Annotated in this window: 18 protein-coding genes; 11 read left to right on the forward strand and 7 right to left on the reverse strand. The window is 41.3% G+C overall.

All coding sequences use genetic code 11. The features are described 5' to 3' along the window. The first annotated feature begins 41 nt into the window (after nt 1-41). The 6 genes from PQ461_RS18795 to PQ461_RS18820 all read left to right on the forward strand — a co-directional run bounded on the left by PQ461_RS18795 (nt 42) and on the right by PQ461_RS18820 (nt 7,394). A complete protein-coding gene (locus tag PQ461_RS18795) occupies nt 42-818 on the forward strand; it encodes an SDR family oxidoreductase (RefSeq protein WP_274207076.1) in 777 nt (258 codons plus the stop codon). Nucleotides 819-871: 53 nt separating this feature from the next. After that, nucleotides 872-1,417 (forward strand): glycosyl-4,4'-diaponeurosporenoate acyltransferase CrtO family protein, encoded by a 546-nt coding sequence (locus PQ461_RS18800; protein ID WP_274207077.1) that lies wholly within the window; start codon nt 872-874, stop codon nt 1,415-1,417. 91 nt (nt 1,418-1,508) lie between these two features. Further along, a complete protein-coding gene (locus tag PQ461_RS18805; RefSeq protein WP_274207078.1) occupies nt 1,509-2,876 on the forward strand; it encodes a S41 family peptidase in 1,368 nt (455 codons plus the stop codon). A 133-nt stretch (nt 2,877-3,009) separates the two neighbouring features. Continuing rightward, nucleotides 3,010-6,396, forward strand: a complete 3,387-nt coding sequence (gene ileS, locus PQ461_RS18810; RefSeq protein ID WP_274207079.1) for an isoleucine--tRNA ligase — start codon at nt 3,010-3,012, stop codon at nt 6,394-6,396. Continuing rightward, the gene (locus PQ461_RS18815; protein ID WP_274207080.1) at nt 6,396-6,788 is read left to right on the forward strand and encodes a TraR/DksA family transcriptional regulator; all 393 of its coding nucleotides are present in this window, start codon (nt 6,396-6,398) and stop codon (nt 6,786-6,788) included. The genes ileS and PQ461_RS18815 overlap by 1 nt, the downstream gene beginning before the upstream one ends. Beyond that, nucleotides 6,789-7,394, forward strand: coding sequence for a lipoprotein signal peptidase (locus tag PQ461_RS18820; RefSeq protein ID WP_274207081.1), 606 nt, complete (start codon nt 6,789-6,791; stop codon nt 7,392-7,394). Between the two features lie 94 nt (nt 7,395-7,488). Here the strand turns inward: PQ461_RS18820 and PQ461_RS18825 are convergent, their stop codons facing one another. Next, on the reverse strand, nt 7,489-8,922 hold the full coding sequence (locus tag PQ461_RS18825; protein ID WP_274207082.1) for a hypothetical protein: 1,434 nt from the start codon (nt 8,920-8,922) through the stop codon (nt 7,489-7,491). Nucleotides 8,923-8,960: 38 nt separating this feature from the next. Next, the gene (locus PQ461_RS18830; protein WP_274207083.1) at nt 8,961-9,767 is read right to left on the reverse strand and encodes a porin family protein; all 807 of its coding nucleotides are present in this window, start codon (nt 9,765-9,767) and stop codon (nt 8,961-8,963) included. A 236-nt stretch (nt 9,768-10,003) separates the two neighbouring features. Between PQ461_RS18830 and PQ461_RS18835 the strand changes: the two genes are divergently transcribed. Beyond that, on the forward strand, nt 10,004-10,699 hold the full coding sequence (locus PQ461_RS18835; RefSeq protein ID WP_274207084.1) for an SIMPL domain-containing protein: 696 nt from the start codon (nt 10,004-10,006) through the stop codon (nt 10,697-10,699). Between the two features lie 53 nt (nt 10,700-10,752). On the opposite strand, the gene PQ461_RS18840 is transcribed toward PQ461_RS18835, so the two are convergent. Next, the gene (locus PQ461_RS18840; RefSeq protein ID WP_274207085.1) at nt 10,753-12,441 is read right to left on the reverse strand and encodes an ArnT family glycosyltransferase; all 1,689 of its coding nucleotides are present in this window, start codon (nt 12,439-12,441) and stop codon (nt 10,753-10,755) included. A gap of 141 nt (nt 12,442-12,582) precedes the next feature. Here PQ461_RS18840 and PQ461_RS18845 point away from each other — a divergent pair, with 141 nt between their 5' ends. Continuing rightward, the gene (locus PQ461_RS18845; RefSeq protein WP_274207086.1) at nt 12,583-12,864 is read left to right on the forward strand and encodes a hypothetical protein; all 282 of its coding nucleotides are present in this window, start codon (nt 12,583-12,585) and stop codon (nt 12,862-12,864) included. Nucleotides 12,865-12,978: 114 nt separating this feature from the next. After that, nucleotides 12,979-13,392, forward strand: a complete 414-nt coding sequence (locus PQ461_RS18850; RefSeq protein ID WP_274207087.1) for a hypothetical protein — start codon at nt 12,979-12,981, stop codon at nt 13,390-13,392. Between the two features lie 3 nt (nt 13,393-13,395). Here PQ461_RS18850 and serS read toward each other — a convergent pair whose 3' ends face one another. Further along, a complete protein-coding gene (gene serS / locus PQ461_RS18855) occupies nt 13,396-14,667 on the reverse strand; it encodes a serine--tRNA ligase (RefSeq protein WP_274207088.1) in 1,272 nt (423 codons plus the stop codon). Between the two features lie 113 nt (nt 14,668-14,780). Between serS and rsmI the strand changes: the two genes are divergently transcribed. Further along, entirely contained in the window at nt 14,781-15,464 is a 684-nt protein-coding gene (rsmI, locus tag PQ461_RS18860) for a 16S rRNA (cytidine(1402)-2'-O)-methyltransferase (RefSeq protein WP_274207089.1), read from the forward strand. A gap of 4 nt (nt 15,465-15,468) precedes the next feature. Next, nucleotides 15,469-17,091, forward strand: a complete 1,623-nt coding sequence (gene lnt, locus PQ461_RS18865) for an apolipoprotein N-acyltransferase (protein ID WP_274207090.1) — start codon at nt 15,469-15,471, stop codon at nt 17,089-17,091. Nucleotides 17,092-17,419: 328 nt separating this feature from the next. On the opposite strand, the gene PQ461_RS18870 is transcribed toward lnt, so the two are convergent. Genes PQ461_RS18870 through PQ461_RS18880 form a run of 3 tightly spaced genes read right to left on the reverse strand, consistent with a single transcriptional unit; the run spans nt 17,420 to nt 20,015 of the window. After that, entirely contained in the window at nt 17,420-18,268 is an 849-nt protein-coding gene (locus PQ461_RS18870; protein ID WP_274207091.1) for an N-acetylglucosamine kinase, read from the reverse strand. Continuing rightward, nucleotides 18,265-18,648, reverse strand: a complete 384-nt coding sequence (locus PQ461_RS18875; RefSeq protein WP_274207092.1) for a response regulator — start codon at nt 18,646-18,648, stop codon at nt 18,265-18,267. The genes PQ461_RS18870 and PQ461_RS18875 overlap by 4 nt, the downstream gene beginning before the upstream one ends. Before the next feature lie 47 nt (nt 18,649-18,695). Further along, nucleotides 18,696-20,015: a TolC family protein gene (locus tag PQ461_RS18880; protein ID WP_274207093.1), complete on the reverse strand. Its 1,320-nt coding sequence runs from the start codon at nt 20,013-20,015 to the stop codon at nt 18,696-18,698. Nucleotides 20,016-20,017 lie beyond the last annotated feature (2 nt).

The raw sequence follows: 20,017 nt of genomic DNA on the forward strand, positions 1-20,017 counted from the left end.
GCATTTTAAGTGTTATATTCATACGGTTTTTAAACACACCTATGGATTTAAAACTGACTAACAAAATAGCCATTGTATTGGCTGCAAGCAAAGGTTTGGGCAAAGCCGTTGCTACTGCATTAGCTAACGAAGGCGCTACCGTAATTATCAGTTCGCGCAATGCCGAAAAACTGAACGAAGCAGCGGCTGAAATTAAAGAAGCCACCCGGAGCAAGGTCACCTGCATCCCTGCTGATGTTTCAAAACCAAAGGATATTGAAAACCTGATTAATACAACGGTTCAGAAATTTGGGCGGATCGACATTCTCATTAATAACACCGGCGGGCCGCCATTTGATAAGTTTGAAACATTTGACGACCAAGCATGGCGCAAAGCTTTCGATGACATACTGCTTAGCTTTGCGCGCAACAGCCGCCTGGTGTTGCCGCACATGAAGAAAACCGGGGGCGGTCGTATCATTAATATCATTAGCGGTTCGGCTAAATCGGTGTTGGCCAATTCTGTTCTTTCGACCAGTATGCGTATGGGTGTTGTGGGTATGGCCAAATTAATGGCCGACGAATTGGGTGCGTATAACATCACGGTGAATAACGTAGCGCCCGGACTTATTTTAACAGACAGAGTAAAAGACACCTTACCAAAAGATAAACCGGCTGAACAGATACTTAAAGAGCGTGCAGAAGCTATTCCACTGAAACGTATTGGCAAACCCGAAGAATTTGCAGGCATTGTGGCTTTTCTGGCTTCAGAAAAAGCATCCTACATTACCGGCACCACTATACAGGTAGACGGCGGCGCGAGCAGAAGTATTTATTAAGCGCCATTAAAACAGCCAAATCCTGTTTTGAAATCTTTATTATATTTAATTCCATGGGGCTTAGCAACAAGGAGTTATCTGCCAACAATCTCCAACTCATCTGGTATAATACCATAGCCAGCGTATTATGGTCTGTTTTAGCATTTACACCCGTAACCTGGCTATGCTACAATTATCTTTCGCATCAACTACTATATACATTTATTGCTGTCAGCATCGTTCCTGCAATTATTCCTAACTCTTATCTCCATAAGCTTGAATTTAAATCGACGGTTATCTATAAAAAGCTTGGCGTAAATGTTATTAATGATTTGGCTCAAAACGGCAGTCTTATTAACGCTTTAATCAAAAGAAAGTATCCGGCTTATCAGGGCGTCAGGTATAATCGGTCATCTATAAACCGGCTGATTAATCAAACCTACGTTAATGAAAAGTTCCATTGGTGTATGTTTATGTTTTTTATTATGGTGATGGTATATGCATTAATTAATGCGCTTTGGCTATGGGCTATCTTTGTTTTAATCGCAAATGTATTCTATAATGTTTACCCTAATTTACTGCAACACTACATCCGTGTAAAACTTAAATCATTCAGGTGATCAACATCCTGGTCAACAACGTTGCATGTGTACCATGAGTAATATTCCCAATTGCTGTAACCTTTTTAATTATTTGCCATCTTATATCCATATGAAACGATTGATCCTAACCTTTTTATCACTAATCATTTTACAAACCACAGTCTTTAGCCAGCCTGCAAATAAGTTTTCGACTGATCAACTCAAATCTGATCTTCATTTTTTAGAAAATCAGATTTATAGTGTACATGCCTATCCATATACAGAATTAAATCAGCAGCAGTATAAACAGCTATTTACCAACATTGAAAGTAAGCTTACCGATTCGCTTAATGCAGTAGAATACTTTAAGTTAATCAGGCCTTGCTTTGCTTATTTATCCGATGAACATGCCGGCTTGTCGGTTCCAGAAAAGATATTACCCGAGATTTATAAGACAGGCACTATTTACTTACCCTTTACACTTTTAAAGGAAGGGAACAAATATACTGTTAGCAAAATATTAGTACCCCAAAATGGCTTGGCTGCAGATATAAATATTACATCTATAAATGGCGTCCCGGTTGATAAAGCAGTTGAGCAGGCTTCGCTAATGGCAAGTGGCTACAAAGATCAGCGTATGCAAAAAGCACTTGATCAATTCGGCTTGCTATATTCACGTATAACACCAGGTGCTGTTACAAGTTATGTACTTAAAACAAATGATGGTAAATCGCTGACTATAACAGGTGTGGCATTTTCAGTTTGGCAAACTGAGATTAATCGTCAAACTGGCTGGAACAGCAAATGCGATGAGCTGATTTCTTACAGAAAATATGGCAACACAGGTTACATTACATCATGCTCATTTACTGCTTCAGACCGTCAGTTAGATTCCATTAATACCCGCTTACAAGCAATATTTAAACAAGTGAAGGATGATGGCGTTTCAAAACTGGTGATAGATGTAAGCCATAACGGGGGCGGCAACTCATCCGTAGGTCAGCTACTGATCAACTATATTTATGGTAAGCCATACAATGGCTATCAATGTAATTTTAAGCGTAGCGACGATTACCTGAAATTGATAAAATCATGGGGCTTAAACAATCCCGAATATGAGGCTCGGCCTGTGGGTACTATTATTCACAGCAATTCAGAAAAAATTACCCCTGATGTACATAATCCTTATCGGTTTAATGGTAAAGTGTACATTGTAATTGGCGATGGTACCTTTTCGAGTGCCATTATGTTTGCTACAACCATCAAAGACAATCACATTGCAACGCTTGTTGGCAAAATACCTGACAGCGGACACCCTGACCATTTTGGTGAAATGTATAACAATGTATTACCAAACACTAAACTACCATTTCGATTTGGTGTAAAAGAATGGATTAGGCCAACAGGTAAATCAAAAGACAATGTTTTACGCCCGGACAAAATCATTGACATGGACAACGCTTCCACACCTGAAAAACTGATTGCAGCAATTGATTAATTTACTACATCCTTACATACACTTAACACATCTGCGTCAATACGTATTTTAATGCTTAAATCCAAATGCAATTGATATTTTTCAGGTTTAATTACGTATTTTTGCACCTCTTAATTTTGAGGCAAATACATTGATGTACAAGGAATATAAGCAACTCAACTTACCGCAGATAGGCAAAGAAGTACTGGAGTTTTGGAAACAGAGCAACATATTCGAGAAAAGTATCAGCAGCCGCCCTGCTAATAACCCGTTTACGTTTTATGAAGGCCCACCTTCTGCTAACGGTATGCCCGGCATACACCACGTTATGGCAAGGTCAATTAAGGATATTTTTTGCCGTTATAAAACGCTGAAAGGCTACCAGGTAAAACGTAAGGGCGGATGGGACACCCACGGCCTGCCGATTGAGCTTGGTGTGGAGAAAACGCTTGGTATCACTAAAGACGATATCGGCAAAAAGATCTCGATAGAAGATTATAACGAGGCCTGCCGCAAAGAGGTAATGAAGTTTACCGACGTGTGGAACGACCTGACCGAAAAAATGGGTTACTGGGTTGATTTGAACGACCCGTACATCACCTACAAAAACGAGTACATTGAAACGCTTTGGTGGATTTTAAAAGAGATCTACAACAAGGGCCTGCTATACAAAGGCTATACGGTACAGCCTTATTCGCCAAAATCGGGTACAGGTTTAAGCTCGCACGAGCTTAACCAGCCGGGTACCTATAAAATGGTAAAGGATACCACCATTGTAGCGCAGTTCTTTTTAAAGAAAGACCAGCAGCATCCGCTGATCCCTACCCTTTTCAATGATGCTGATGATGTAGCTGTACTTGCCTGGACCACTACCCCGTGGACCCTGCCATCAAACTGTGCGCTGGCCGTTGGCGAAGATATCGATTATGTTAAAGTAAGCACTTTCAACCCATATACTTACAAGCCAATCAACGTAGTATTAGCTAAGGTGCTTGTATCAAAATACTTTAAAGCCGAAGGCGAGAATGCCTCATTTGAAGACTATAAAGGTGGCGATAAAGTTATTCCGTGGAGCGTAAAAGCCGAATTTAAAGGCAGCGACCTTGTTGGGTTACGCTATCATCAACTGATGCCTTATGTCACTAATGACGAGCTGGAGAAAAATGCATTCCGCGTTATTCCTGCCGACTTTGTAACGACCGAAGATGGTACAGGTATCGTACACACCGCGTCTGTTTTTGGTGCGGATGACTTCCGGGCTTGTAAAGAGCAAAATGTACCATCTGTAATGGTGCTTGACGAGACAGGAAAAGAAGTACCATTGGTAAACAAACAAGGTAAGTTTGTTGATGAGGTAACTGATTTTGCAGGCCGTTACGTTAAAGAAGAATATTACAGCAAGGAAGAGCGCGAAGCAGAAGGTTTCAGACCGACTGACGTGCTGATCTCTATCAAGCTGAAAGAAGATAATAAAGCGTTCGACGTTAAAAAATACGAGCACAGCTACCCGCACTCGTGGCGTACAGATGAGCCTATTTTATACTATCCTTTGGATAGCTGGTTTATTAAAACTACTGCCGTTAAGGATAAACTGATCGAACTCAACAAAACTATCAACTGGAAACCGGAAGCTACTGGCACAGGCCGTTTTGGTAACTGGCTGGAAAACCTGGTAGACTGGAACCTTTCGCGTTCACGTTACTGGGGTACGCCGCTACCAATCTGGCGCGAAGAAAACGGCAGCGAAGAAAAATGTATCGGCTCAATAGCTGAGCTGAATGCCGAGATCGCTAAGTCTATAGCAGCTGGTTTTATGCCCGAAGGCTTTGAGCTGGAAGACATGCACCGCCCTTATGTGGACGACGTGATTTTAGTATCTGCCTCCGGCAAAAAGATGTTCCGCGAGCCGGACCTGATCGACGTTTGGTTTGATAGCGGCGCAATGCCTTACGCACAATGGCATTTCCCGTTTGAAAACAAAGCCGAATTTGAGAATGCTTACCCGGCCGATTTTATTGCCGAAGGTGTGGATCAAACCCGCGGCTGGTTCTTTACTCTGCATGCGATAGCCGTAATGCTAAGCGAAACAAGCGACGAAGTAAAAGCGGTTAATGAGCGTGTAGGCAACAAAGGCATCGCGTTTAAAAACGTAGTTTCAAACGGCTTGGTGCTTGATAAGAACGGAAACAAAATGTCTAAACGTTTAGGCAATGCGGTTGACCCGTTTGATACCATTGAAAAATACAGTGCCGACGCTGCCCGCTGGTATATGATCAGCAATGCATCGCCGTGGGATAACCTTAAATTCAATATTGAAGGTGTAGACGAGGTTCGCCGTAAGTTCTTTGGTACATTGTACAACACTTACTCGTTCTTCGCGCTGTATGCTAACATTGATAAATTCAACTACAGCGAAGCAGACATCAACGATCGTCCGGAGATTGACCGCTGGATCATTTCCCTGCTAAATACATTAAGCAAGGAAGTTGATGGATATTATGCCGATTACGAGCCTACCAAAGCAGCCCGTGCCATCCAGGATTTTGTGGATGCCCACCTGAGCAACTGGTACGTACGTTTAAGCCGTCGCCGTTTCTGGAAATCAGATAATTCTAACGATAAGCTTTCTGCATACCAAACATTATACACTTGTTTAGTAACCATTTCTAAACTGATGTCGCCGATAGCGCCATTCTTTGCCGAGCGTTTATATACCGATTTAAACAGCGTTACCGGCAAAGAGCAATTTGAGTCAGTGCATTTAGCCAACTTCCCTGCTTACCAGTCAGAACTGGTTGATGCCAGCTTGGAAGAGCGCATGCAACTGGCACAGGATATATCATCGCTTGTGCTGTCGTTACGTAAAAAGATCGGCATTAATGTGCGCCAACCGCTAAGCAAAATCTTACTACCGGTATTAAGCGCCAGCTTTGAGCAACAGGTTGAACAGGTAAAAGATTTGATATTGACTGAAACAAATATTAAGGATATTGAGTATATTACCGACACTGCCGGCCTTATCAAGAAAAAGATCAAGCCTAACTTTAAAGCCCTTGGCCAAAAGGTTGGAAAAGACATGAAAGCCGTTGCAGAGGCAATTAACACCCTCGATCAGCAGGCCATCAGTCAGCTGGAAAATGAAGGTTCAATTGCTGTATTGGATGGTAAATATCAGATATCGTCATCAGAGGTTGAAATATTAGCCGAAGATGTACCGGGATGGCAAGTTGCAACGTTAGGCAAACTAACCGTAGCTTTAGATGTTACCATAACCAACGAACTGAAACAGGAAGGTATTTCGCGCGAGTTGATCAACCGTATACAAAACCTGCGTAAGAGCAAAAATTTTGAGGTGACGGATAAGATAGACGTTCGTTTAAAAACCGATAGTGGCGAGATTAATGAAGCCGTAAAAAGCAACTCATCTTACATTTGCGCCGAAATTTTAGCCGATAACATTCAGTTCGAAGATCAATTAACCGACGCGGAAGCCGCAGTTATTGATGATAATCAAATATGGATTGCTATAACTAAAAAATAATGAAAGCAGAACAACAACCAGAAAAAACAAGGTATTCTGACGCAGAATTACAAGAGTTTAAAGAGATCATCATAGAAAAAGTACGTGGCGCTCGTGAAGAATTAAATGCGCTTGCATCATCATTAAGTAACCCCAACTTAAATGGTACTGATGACACGGCAGGTACTTACAAAACACTTGAAGATGGTTCGGCCACTTTAGAGAAAGAACAGATCAACCAGCTGGCTGCACGTCAGAAAAAATTTATTGAGCAGCTGGAAGCAGCTTTAGTGCGTATAGAAAATAAAACCTATGGTGTTTGCCGCGAAACAGGCAAACTGATCCAGAAAGAGCGTCTGCGCGCTGTGCCTCATACTACTTTAAGTATGGAAGCAAAAATGAAGCAATATTAAATGAAGGCAACCTATACTAAACCTATTGCAGCTGCTGCTATAGTAATTATTATCGATCAGGTAGTTAAACTGTGGGTACACTCACATATGTACCTGGGCGAGCGCATTGAGTTTTTGGGCAGCAGGGGAATGTTACTTTATACCGAAAACAACGGTATGGCCTTTGGCTGGGAACTTGGCGGCCAACTGGGTAAACTTGCTTTAACATTGTTCCGCATTGGTGCTGTGATAGGTATTGGATATGGCTTGTGGTACCTGATCAAACATAAATACCACCGCGGGCTCATCATGAACATGGCGCTTATTTTTGCGGGTGCTGTAGGCAATATCATTGATTCCACTTTTTATGGTATGATATTCGGTTACGCACCGGTATTTCAGGGGCGGGTAATAGATATGTTTTACTTCCCTATCGTGAGGGGTATTTTCCCGGCATGGGTGCCAATATGGGGCGGGCAGGATTTCGAATTTTTCAGGCCGATATTCAACGTTGCCGATTCGGCCATATCCATTGGCGTTATTATGATCCTGCTATATCAGAAGCGTTATTTCAAGCACCAGGAGGAAGAAGTAAATAGCCCGCACAGCGAAGTACTGGAAGAATGATTTAAATTAATGAGATTCCGGAAAAAAGATTCAACATATAAAAAAGCCACTCTGCAATCGCAGAGTGGCTTTTTGTTTAATCCTGTAATTAATATTAATATACTTGCTTTGTTCTGCTATCTCCAGAACCATAATAAAAGTTCACTACTTTTTTATCACCCTTGTTAAGCGACAAGTAGGTATTACCATTGATGGTATTATTAGCCGCATTTAAATTATTGGAGTAATTAAGAGTATAAATATTGTTATAGCTATCATAAATTACACCTTTTAAAATACTTCCTTTAGCATTAGCAACCAATGCTCCTGAAGCATCTCTTTTTAAATGTATGTAGCCTGAGCCTCCCTCCGGAGAATTGTAGAACAAAAGCTTACCATAAGCATCAGTAGTAGCAGATAGTTTTGGAGCAGATTCTATAATATTACCGGCAACGTCTACAAGTTGAACATCAATTTTACTGTTAGGTGTATAAGTGAATGAATTAAAGTCTATGTAAGTCCCGCTGTAATAATTGTAGTTGTTTGTATTTAATCTTTCAACCTGGTATTTACCATTAATAGCTGACAGGAAAATCTGATTATACCCGTAATAGTAATTATTGCCCGGAACATATAAAACCTTTCCAGCATTATCTGCAGCCACCTTAAAATAATAATTCATAGTTACATTTGGAAGAGGCGCATTAAACCTGTTTACGTTGAAATAGGTTTTAATGGTTGTTTTGCGTGGTAAAGCAACAGGGAAAGAGGTACCTGCATCATCCTCAGTTGCATTAACATATAATTTTTGGTCGGCAGCAATTTGCTCAAAAGAAAGATTATAGCCATTTGGTGCAGCAGGAACTTTTATTGAATAAGAGCCATCTGCAGCAGTATAGGTTGGGAAATATACGGTATAAGTGCCAGACGGGCTGCCAGGTATTATTGCAGAAGCTGTTACCAGTACATTTGCGCCAACCTTTTCGGGTGTTGCATTAGTAAGATCTGTATCGATATACAGATTACCAGATATCTGGTTGCTTAAATCGGTGGTATTCCACAATTTAGCAGTACCTAAAGTAATATTCTGCTGCAGAATTTGGGTAGCCGCATAGCCAGACTTTGTTACCAGAAAAGCCGATGTAGGAAATAAGTACAAACTTGTAAATGATGCAACTCCCTGAGCATTAGTTTTTGCTGAAACTACTTTACCCTCAGATGATACAGTTACATCTGCATCTGCAATAGGAGCATTTGTAACAACATCAACTACACTTACTGTGTAATCCTGGCGTTTAGCTGCAATGGCATTTTGCTTTTGCAGGCTGTCTGCTAATTTTAACTGATTAAGGGCAGCTGTATTAATAAGTTCTTGTAATGCAGTAGCTCCTTTTTGTTTAAGTGTTTCAAGGTCTAATTCATGCTGATATTGTAGGTTCAACAGTTCCTTTTGAGCATCAATGGCATCCCGCTCATTAAACTCATTTTTAGAACAACTTGCAAAAAGCGTAGCAAAGGCAATTGTGATTAGTAAAAATCTAGATTTCATTATGATTAAAGTGTTTATTAATTAGGGGTAAAGCCCGGTTACCTTACAGAAAGTATTAAACCGATTTTAGATAAAAATGAGTTGCTCCGTACATCGCTGCCGAAACCAACTTTTTCCATATAGGAATAATTCTGACGGGCGGCTGTTATACCGTTAAGGTATCTGAAATCAACAAGTAAACTCAGCCTATTGCTTATTGGAAGCTTTAAGTTCGCACCTACAATAAAATTGTACCTGTTTCTGTCAAACTGGTTTGTTACGCTTTGCTTGCCGTTAACAGTAGCTATAATATCTTCACCGGTCAGTAAGTTCCCGGTTTTTCTATAGCTTTCTGTAACATTAAAAGTGTAAGCATAACTGGCACCTGTGTACAACGAGGGCTTCCAGGATTTTTTAATATCGAAAGTATAATTTATTAAAAGTGGTATTTCTATACTATTAAGCTCGTAAGAACTATTTTTTACATTTTTTGTGCTGAAGCTTTCAGGTAGCCCAAGTCTTGTATCATCTTTAAAAGTGATCATCTGCCCACCTTGCTGTAAATAATTTACTTCGATTTGCAAACCTAATCCTTTATAAAAATTATAATGAGCTGAAATTCCGGCTACGGCACCTACATTATATCCTGTTTGAGGCTGTTCTTTTGTAAACCTGTTCAAACTTAGGCCGCCGCTTACACCCAGTTCAATTATTCTATGGTCATCAACTTTGACAGAATCTTTAGTTTTATGGGAAGTGTCCTGAGCCTTTGTAATATTTGACAATAAAACCAATCCGGTACAGAAAAATAAAATAGTAGAATTAAGCTTTTCAGCTAATAGAAGTAAAGGTATAGGGAAGCGCATTTAATTAATTAGTATAAGGACTAAGTTGAGCGCGAAGATATAACGCCCTTTTATATTTATTGCGTTGCAACAATTATTTTACAATTAAGCTAAAACATTTTCTCATTCGTTGATGCTAAAATCCGTTAATCCTTTTGCCTGCTTTAAAGTCACATCATTAAACAATAAAAAAAAATTACTGTTGATGGTTACACTCGGGTAACACAACTCGTCTAAAACTTTAAAACAAATAGGATATGAAACGAATATTTTTAATTGCTGCTTTATTTACGTTTACCGTAAGTGCATTTGCCCAGTCTGTTGATCTTCGCCGTAAAATTGAAGTAAGTGGCAGTGCCGAACAGGAAGTTACACCAGATATTATATATGTATCAGTTTCGCTGAAAGAATACATGGATGGCAGGAACCATATCAGCATTGATGCCCTTGAACGCCAATTACAAAGCGCAGTTGCCAATGCAGGGGTTGCAAAAGAAGACTTTACCATCAGCAATGTATCTGCTTATAACTATGCTCAAAAGAAAAAGAACCCCGACTTTTTAGCCAGCAAACAATACCGGATCAAATTACATGATCTTAACCGTTACAACCAGATCATAAGCGCGGTTGACCCTAAAGCAATTCAGTCAACAGGTATTGAAAGCTACGACTATTCAAAAATTGAGGCGCTAAAACGCGACTTAAAGATCAAGGCTTTACTGGCTGCAAAAGAGAAGGCTACTTACCTTACCAGCAGCATAGGCGACCATGTGGGTAACGCTTTGGATATTCAGGAAGTGGATAATGAAACCTTCCCTCAACCAGTATATCGCACCATGATGATGTCAAAAGCTGCTGATGCCGAGGCTATGCCACCAGCGCCACAAGATATAGATGTTAAAACCATCAAATTAAGTTACCAGATACGCGCAACTTTTGAGTTGGTAAAATAACAACTCAATTAGCTCGTAACAAAGAAGCCCATCAATTGATGGGCTTCTTTGTTTTATTCTACTTTTAAGAGATAATGATTTTCTAATGTCTCACCTCTCGTAGCCGGATTTAGAAATTTAGGTGTCAATCTTGTTATACCATAATTAACATGCGTGTAAACGCTATCAATTTTTACACCCTGCTTTTGCAGTTCATCTTTAAATTGCTGGGTGGTAAACAACCATACCGGTTTACCGCTTGCAACCATTGCCTTAACAGTATCTATGCTTTCAATAATAGGCGATAGGCGTTGTGCATGGAAGTTGAACGAAGAGCTGTGCATCCCCAGGCTATAAATTTCGTCAGTGGGAATGTGCTTTTCCCTTACTACTTTCCCCAATCCTATGCCCGACTGATACTTGTTAAGCAACTGCATATATACATTGCCGTTCAGCAAAACGTTTGTTAATGCGGCCAAAAGCACCGAAGCAATAACCAGCTTATTAAAGGCTGTTGATTTTTTAACCAGCTCGTACACCAACAGTCCGAATAATATGGCTGCTACGATACCTGCCAGCCAGTAGCTTACCGGGAAACACCAGAAGTTTAAAAGTATCAGCAGTAACAAAACAGCACCGATAACAAAATACTGTACATACAAGCTGAACATCAAAGTTTTTCGCTCGTGATGATCGGCTTTTTCCATTAAATGCCCGGCGGTAAGTACGGCAAAAATCGGGAACAATACATTTAAATAGTGTGGCAGCTGATAACCGGACGATGAAATAATAACGAAAATGATAACGATGGTGCCTACGGTAAGCATTTCCCACCCTTTAACATAGGCAAAACGTGTTTTAAAGAAACCGGTAATCCTGTCTATAAACGCATAATAGGTTAACAGGCAGAAAGGAAGGAACGCCCACAGCATGGTATGAAAAAAGAAGAAATAATCTTTATGCCCCTTACCCCAATGCTTGCCTTCCAGGCGTTCTGTGTTTTGGTTCCATAAAATAAATTTAACGCCAGATACATGGCTCATGCCGCGCACCACCTTTTCAGGGTGCAGATCATATTGCAAATAGTAACAATATACGCATGGCGCAATGAACGCTGCCCATAGAATAGCAACAATAATCCAACGCCAGTCGAACATCCGTTTCCAGTTTCTTTGATAAAGCAGCAAAAAGAACAGCGACACACAGGGCATAACAAAACCGATCATTCCTTTGGTGGTGAAGCCTATAGCTAAGCCAAGTGCTGCCAAAACGTAGTTATACCATTTTCTGAAATAAGCTGCTTCTACCAGTTGCCACGTTGCTAATGCAATGCCGCTCATCAGCAAAGCATCCATACGCACATCATTGTTGGCCAAAAACTCTGCCTGGGCACAGGCAACAATAAGCGCAGCTAATAAACCTGTTTCGTGACTGTAAAGCAGTTTGGCTAAACGGTAAGTGGCATAAACGGCCAGTATGGTCATCAAAAATGACGGCACCTTATAAGCCAGGTCGCTTACACCAAAAATATTGTAAGAGAGTGCTGCTAACCAAAAATGCAGGTGCGGTTTATCCAGGTAATCTTTCCCCATATCATCAACCAGATTCACATAGTCGTGATGCTGAAACATATGCAGGGCAATATTGGCATGGTGCGATGCATCTTCGTCCATCAAAGGCACGCCCAAACCAAAGATATAGGCAACCAATAATGCTATAAAAAGCCAGAAATAAGTGGATGAGCTGATTTTATTTTGAGTCATGCTTTAACATAAACAGCACTAATGCAGTGTTTATTACGTTAGCAAAATTAAACTATTTAATCAATTACGGCACGAGCTAAAAATTTAGCCTTTAAAACATAAGTTACAAATTATCGTTAAAAGAAAATACAAGGAGAGTTAATGATGAAAACATTAAAATATATCGGATTTGCGGGGATACTCACCTTTAGTCTTTCTGCATGTGATCAAAAACGCAATTCAGCCACACTGGGCGGCTCACAGGATACTACAAACGTTTCCGCCGGGTCTGATGCCGGCGCTGTGAATACTGCCGATAAAGCAGACACATCTAATAACGGTAATAAAAACCGTGGTAAAGATTCGACCAGTAACGGCAATGCAAATCCAACGGGTCATATCGAAAATGATACGGTACCCAAAGCTAAAAACCCGCATCCTTAAACCCTACTAAGGTTATCTAAATAGAAGGTAAAATCAAATTGCATTAACATTTTGTTAAGTGCTTGACAAAGTGACTTTTACATTTTAACTTTACACTACCTAATTATTTTGAGCGTGATCCGTATAAAAGCAAAGAAGATACTGCTAGTTGCTCCGGAGTCTTTCTCTAAGCAACTGCTTGATACCAACGAAGAAGTTAGACACGTCGTTCAGACAGAAAAGTTATTCCCCGTGATTTTTGAGTACAATCCCGAACTGATTGTTTTTGATTATGATTACCTGGGAGCCGATTTTGAGCGGATATTAAGACGTATCAGGACCAATACTTTTTACAAACGCACCAAAATTTGCTGCTACAAACCCAAAGCAGAACGTAAGGTAGACAGCCTTTTATCAACACTGGGTGTAAACTATTTTTTACATGAACCTGCCGCTAAAAAAGTAGAAGAAGCTACCAGCAACTTTACGCTGCCGGAAGCTATCAGTAAATTATTTCAGTCGGCTGTACTTAACGTAGCGGTACAGTAACGTTTAGTGGATCCACTCAAATTTGGTATAAGGCACCAGTACTTCCGGTATCTTAATGCCTTTTTCTGTTTGGTTATTCTCCAGCAGGGTAGCAACAATACGCGGCAATGCCAAGGCGCTTCCGTTTAAGGTATGCGCTAACTGGGTTTTGCCTTCGGCATTACGGAAACGTAGTTTAAGCCTGTTGCTCTGGAATGTCTCGAAGTTGGTTACAGATGACACCTCCAGCCAGCGTTGCTGTGCAGCGCTCCATGTTTCCATATCATAAGTAAGCGCAGAAGCAAAGCCCATATCGCCGCCGCATAAACGCAACACACGGTATGGCAAGCCTAACTTTTGCAACAAACCCTGTACATGCAGGCTCATTTCTTCAAGCGTAGCGTATGATTTTTCAGGATACACCACCTGTACAAGCTCTACTTTATCAAACTGGTGTAAACGGTTTAAACCACGCACATGCGCACCATAAGAACCAGCCTCGCGGCGGAAACATGGTGTATAACCGCAATTTTTAACAGGTATTTCGTCAGCCTTTAAAATTACGTCGCGGTACAGATTGGTGATTGGCACCTCGGCAGTAGGGATCAGGTATAAATTATCTTGCCCAACAAAATACATTTGGCCTTCTTTATCTGGCAATTGCCCTGTACCAAATCCAGATGCCTCGTTAACCATTAATGGCAGCGCACGCTCGTCATAACCTGCTTTTTCAGCCTCATCTAAAAAGAAACTGATCAAGGCACGTTGCAGTTTGGCACCTTTACCTTTATAAACCGGGAAACCCGCACCGGTGATCTTAACACCCAGTTCAAAATCAATCAGGTTGTATTTAGCGGCCAGTTCCCAGTGTGGCAAAGCATCGGCAGGCAGTTCTGGTTTTTGTCCATTCTCCAGCACCACTTCATTCTCTTCAGGTGTCAATCCTTTAGGCACACTGCTATGCGGCAGGTTAGGCAACAAAACAATCTTTTGCTGTAGTTCGGCTTCAACCTGGCTTAACTGCTCGCCCAGTTGTTTAATTTCTTCTTTCCAGGCACCGGTTTTAGCTTTCATGGCTTCGGCTTCTTCTTTTTTGCCGTTGCGCATCAGTTCGCCAATTTGTTTTGCTGCGGAGTTAGCTTCGGCGGATACACTGTCTAAACGGTTCTGTGCCTGACGACGGCTGTCATCAAGCTTGATCACTTCATCAACCAATTCAGGCTGTTTGAAATTTTTTACAGCCAAACGCTCTAAAACCTGTTCACGGTTATCGCGGATATAACTAACTTGCAGCATTGAAATTATTTTTTTGAACAACAAAGATATAATTAGTTCATGGTTTATAGTTCATTGTTAATGGCCTTTTACATGCAAAACTATATCGCACTATGAACTATCAGCAATAAACCATGAACAGCGAAGCAGGCAAACTATACCTTGTACCTACCCCTATTGGTAATCTTGAAGATATTACGCTAAGGGCTATCCGTGTACTTAAAGAGGCGGACATTATACTTGCAGAAGATACCCGCACTTCTGCACCATTGCTTAAGCATTTTGAGATAGATAAAAAGGTGTATGCCCATCACCAGCATAATGAGCATCAATCGTCGGGCGAGATTGTAAAGTTTTTAAAAGAAGGCAAAAACGTGGCGCTGATATCAGATGCGGGCACACCTGCCATATCTGACCCGGGATTTTACCTGATACGTGAAGCTTTAAAACACGAACTGCATGTAGAATGCCTGCCTGGCGCTACAGCGTTTGTGCCGGCGCTGGTTAACTCGGGTTTCCCTACCGACCGTTTTTGTTTTGAAGGGTTTTTGCCACTAAAAAAAGGCAGGCAAACGCGTTACAAATTTCTGGCTGAAGAAGAGCGCACCATTATACTTTACGAATCGCCGCACCGTTTACTGAAAACACTGGAAGAAATGTCAACCTATTTTGGTGCCGAACGACTGCTTTCTGTTTCTCGGGAACTTACTAAAATGTTTGAGGAAACAGTACGAGGCACTGTTGCTGAAGTGAAAACCCATTTTGAAACACATCCCATTAAAGGGGAGTTTGTGATTTGTATTAAAGGGAAAGAATAAACCAATGAAAAAAAACTTACTGCTCGCTATATTTTCGGGTTTGTTGATGTGGCTCGCATGGCCGCCAACCAGCTATATTACTTTTTTGCTTTTTGTGGGGCTGGTACCTATGCTGCTGGCAATGGAAAACATTATCCAGTCTGACGACAAACGCAAAGGCAGCAAAATATTCGGAGTTACCTTTATCGGCTTTTTCATCTGGAACACCTTATGTGTCTACTGGGTATATAATTCGATCAAAACCATAGGCCCCGTTATAGCCATACCTATCACCCTTATCCCATATTCACTTGGTCCGTTGCTGATGTCAACTGCCTGCTGGCTGTATTACCGTTTACGGTTAATTACGAACAGAAATATTGGCTTATTTGGCCTGGTTTGTTTTTGGATCGGTTACGAATATATCCACCAAACCTGGCCGCTGGCTTTCCCGTGGATGACCTTAGGTAACGGTTTCGCTGTTAGCCATCAATGGGTGCAATGGTATGAATATACCGGTGTATATGGTGGTACGGTATGGGTGTGGCTGATCAATATCCTGATCTTCTTGTTCTACGTCAGCCTTGGTGAGGCACAACCCAATAAATACAGGGCTATACTATCTGTAGCTTTTTTTACTTTTTTAATATTACCAATTGGTTTTTCGCTGTTCAGATATTATAGTTACCACGAGCAGCCCAATCCGTCAAACGTTGTTGTTGCCCAACCTAATATCGACCCTTACGAAAAATATGGCGCTATACCAGCTCCGCAGCAGATCAGTATTTTAACACACCTGTCTGACTCACTTGCACAACCCAATACCGAATATTTTATATGGCCTGAAACTGCTATACCCGAACCCATAGACGAAGACCGTATCCGCGGCAGCGTTGCTTATGGACAGGCAAAAGCTTTTTTAAATAAGTACAAAAACGGAAACGTCATTACCGGTGCCGAAACTTACAAGATCTATAATTCCCCGGTTACAGCAACAGCAGGTCAGGCGCGGGGCACTAACCAATATATTGATTCTTTTAACACTGGTGTTAATATTGAAAACTCAGACGAGGTACAGTTTTACCATAAATCGAAACTGGTACCTGGGGTAGAAAGCATCCCTTTCAGCTCATTATCGTTTTTAAAACCTGTATTTGCAGCTTTGGGCGGCGCTACAGGCAGCTATGGCGTTCAATCCGGGCCAAGTGTGTTCCATTCGCAAAGCGGCATAGGTGCAGATCCGGTGATCTGTTATGAATCCATTTATGGGGAATATGTAGGGCAAGCTGTACTCAACGGCGCACAGTTTATTGCTGTGATTACCAATGACGGGTGGTTTGGTAACTCATCAGGAAAAGACCAGCACATGGATTATGCTAAGCTTCGTGCTATTGAAACCCGGCGCTGGGTATGCCGCTCGGCTAATACCGGCATTTCGGCTTTTATTAATGAGCGGGGCGATGTTGTTAAACATACCGGCTGGTGGGTGCGTACAGCAATTAAGCAGGACATTAACCTTAATTCTGATCTTACTTTTTATGTGCGCTATGGCGATTATATTCCTAAAACGGCCTGCTTTTTAGCAGTGCTCGGCATTTTATGGATTGCCATTAAGATCAGGCTACCCAGGAAGAATGTTGTAGCGTAAGCGCTTCTTTAAACCCCTCCCTAACCCTCCCAGGGGAGGGAACGATAAACCGCCTTGTCATTCTGAACGAAGTGAAGAATCTAATTATACAATGTAATTAAGTAGGCTTAATAGATTCCTCACATTCGTTCGGAATGACAATTAAGTAACCCTAACCTAAACTCGCTCTAACTAGAGGCGCGGCTTTGGTGAGATATATGATCAGTATTTACCAATGTTGTCATTGCGAAACCTGAAAGGTCATGGCAATCTAAATGGTTACTTAGCTATAGATTGCTTCGTACCTCGCAATGACGAAAGTGGTACGAGGAATTTTAGTGAGGCTTTTTTACTCCCTATTCAAGATAAAATGCAGCAAATCATTAACAGGATGCTTCATGATCTTACCCACCTTTATATGCTGTGCAGCACATAAGGTGCGCAATTCATGTTCAAATACAGCAGAGATAGAGCCTACAAAGTGGCACTTATAACGCTGATGATCTGCGTATGATTTGATGTTGGTTTCAATAAAGCTTTGCAGCGTGTCCCTGATCAGGTTATCTGCGTAAGGGGTATCGCGTACAAGCGCAAGGAAACGCGAGAAAGATGCTAAATAGGTATTGGCATTGGGTTTTTGGTAAACCCGTTCCATCAGTGCATCTTTTTGCAGATCGTACTCTTTCCTAAAAGCCGCCTCTATATTTCCAGGCATATTGCCATAAAGATAATCAGTTACCAGCTTTTTGCCTATCCATGTCCCTGAACCCTCATCGCCTAATACAAAACCCAGGCCATGCTTGCCTTCATGAATATCCTCTCCATCGAAAAAAGAGATATTTGAACCTGTACCTAAAACGCAGCAAAAACCTTTTTCCTTGCCACAGGTAGCATAAGCAGAACCCAGCAAATCACTATCAACGCTGATAAACGCTTTTGTAAAAACCTGACTTAGTGCATTGGAAACAATCTCATGCCTGTCGGGGCTTGAACAACCTGCACCAAAAAAGTAAATCTCAGTAACCTGCGGACCATAAGCAACAAGCTCGGGCACCTGCTCCTGTACAATTTTGGTGATCTGTTTTTCGGTAAGGAAATAAGGGTTGAGCCCACTACACCTAAATTCTATTGGCTCCTGATCTGGCAAAGACAGCAACCAATCTGTTTTTGACGAACCACTATCAGCAACTAAAATCATGAACCGAGTTCTTCCAGTATTTTATGGGTAAGCGGCTTGTGTATAAACTGTATAATGTATTTGTTCTCAGATGAACGCCTTACATCATTAGGGTCAAGGGACGAAGAAAGCATAAAAACTTTCAATTTGTCTTTGCCTTCAAACTCAATTTTATCCATCTCGCTTAAAAACTCAAACCCATTCATCATCGGCATACGTAAATCCAGGAAAATTACGTCAGGAACGATCTCACCATCCCTTAATGAAGCAATAGCTTCATTAGCCGACTGGCTCACCACAATTTCCTCCGCAAAGTTTCCGCTTTCTAAAATCCGCCGCGTAACAAAGTTGTCGATATAATTATCGTCAATTAATAAACAGGTTTTGTATGGCAAAGACATTAGTCAAATGTAATTGATTTTTAAATATAATAAAATAACTTTTACGCTTATTGAATGTCGACAGTTGCCGTAATTTGTTTAAGCGTAATCTCTGCAATTTTTGATTGGTACTGCGCATTAAAAAACGTGGATTGTGCAGTCAGGTAATTACGCTGCGCTTCCCTGATCTCCAGCGGAGTAATATTACCCAACCGGTACTTTTCGAGCGAGATGTCAAGATTCTTCTTGGCTATTTCCACGTTCGACTGACCTAGTTGAATCAAATCCAAACCACTCAGGTAACTACTGAAAAGTGTGTTGATCTGCGCATTAATATCCAGTTTTGTTTGATTAAGGTTGATAGTCGCATTATCAATCTGCAGCTTGGCATTACGCTCCCTGCGCCACTGGTTAAAACCGTCGAAAATATTAATGGTAGCTGCCAGCCCATAATTTATACCATTGCTTCTTTGCGTACGCGCAAAACCAGCCGGTGAGTTACTGTTACTTGCGGTATAACCGGCACTTACAGCCACATTTGGATACCGGGTAGACTGTACCTGTTTTAAAGCAATTTCATTTAAACGCTGGTTGATCTGCGAAGCCAGTATGGCAGGGTTTTGGTTTTGAGCTTTATTCAGCACCTCGCCAAGCGTTACATGCTGATCAACGGTAATGGTATCCACAACGGTGAAATCAGTCTGAGGCTCGCGGATCAATAACTGGTTAAGCTTGATCTTAGATGCTTTAAACTGCTGCATCTGGGTGATCAGGTTTGCAGTATCTGTATTGTAATTTACCTGAGCATTCAACACATCAAGGCGGGAAACACGTCCTACTTTAAACTTATCATTAGCATAACGCAATTGGATCCGCGAAATATCAATAGCGCCATTTAAGGCTTTGATAATTTCTTTTTGGTTTACCAGGTCGTAATAGCTGGCGAGCACATTGGCCAACGTGGCTTGTATGGTATCGCGCAGCAAAACCCGCCCAAGCTCGTCACGTCTTTTCAGGGCATCGTAATTGGCAAACATGCCGAAGCCATCAAAAATGGTCCAGTTAAGGTTTACACCATAATTAATACCGGTATTGTTCGCACGCGAAATCCGGTTAACCGTATTATCGGCACGGGTTTGAACTGTATTTTGTATGCTGTTACTCGACGTGAAATCGCCCGTTACATTAGGCAGCATACCGGCATTACCGGGGGTAACGTTGTTTTTTGCTATGGCAGCATTATTCTGCGATAGCTTGATGTTATAGTTGTTTTTAAGCGCAATCTCAACCGCATCTTTAATTGTAAGCAGTGGAGCATTCTGCGCATGCAAACGGCCTATGATAAGGGAGGCCGCCATAGTGAGGCAAAAGCTTAATCTGATTTTCATGC

The organism is Mucilaginibacter sp. KACC 22063 (assembly GCF_028736115.1).
Classification (GTDB): Bacteria; Bacteroidota; Bacteroidia; order Sphingobacteriales; family Sphingobacteriaceae; genus Mucilaginibacter.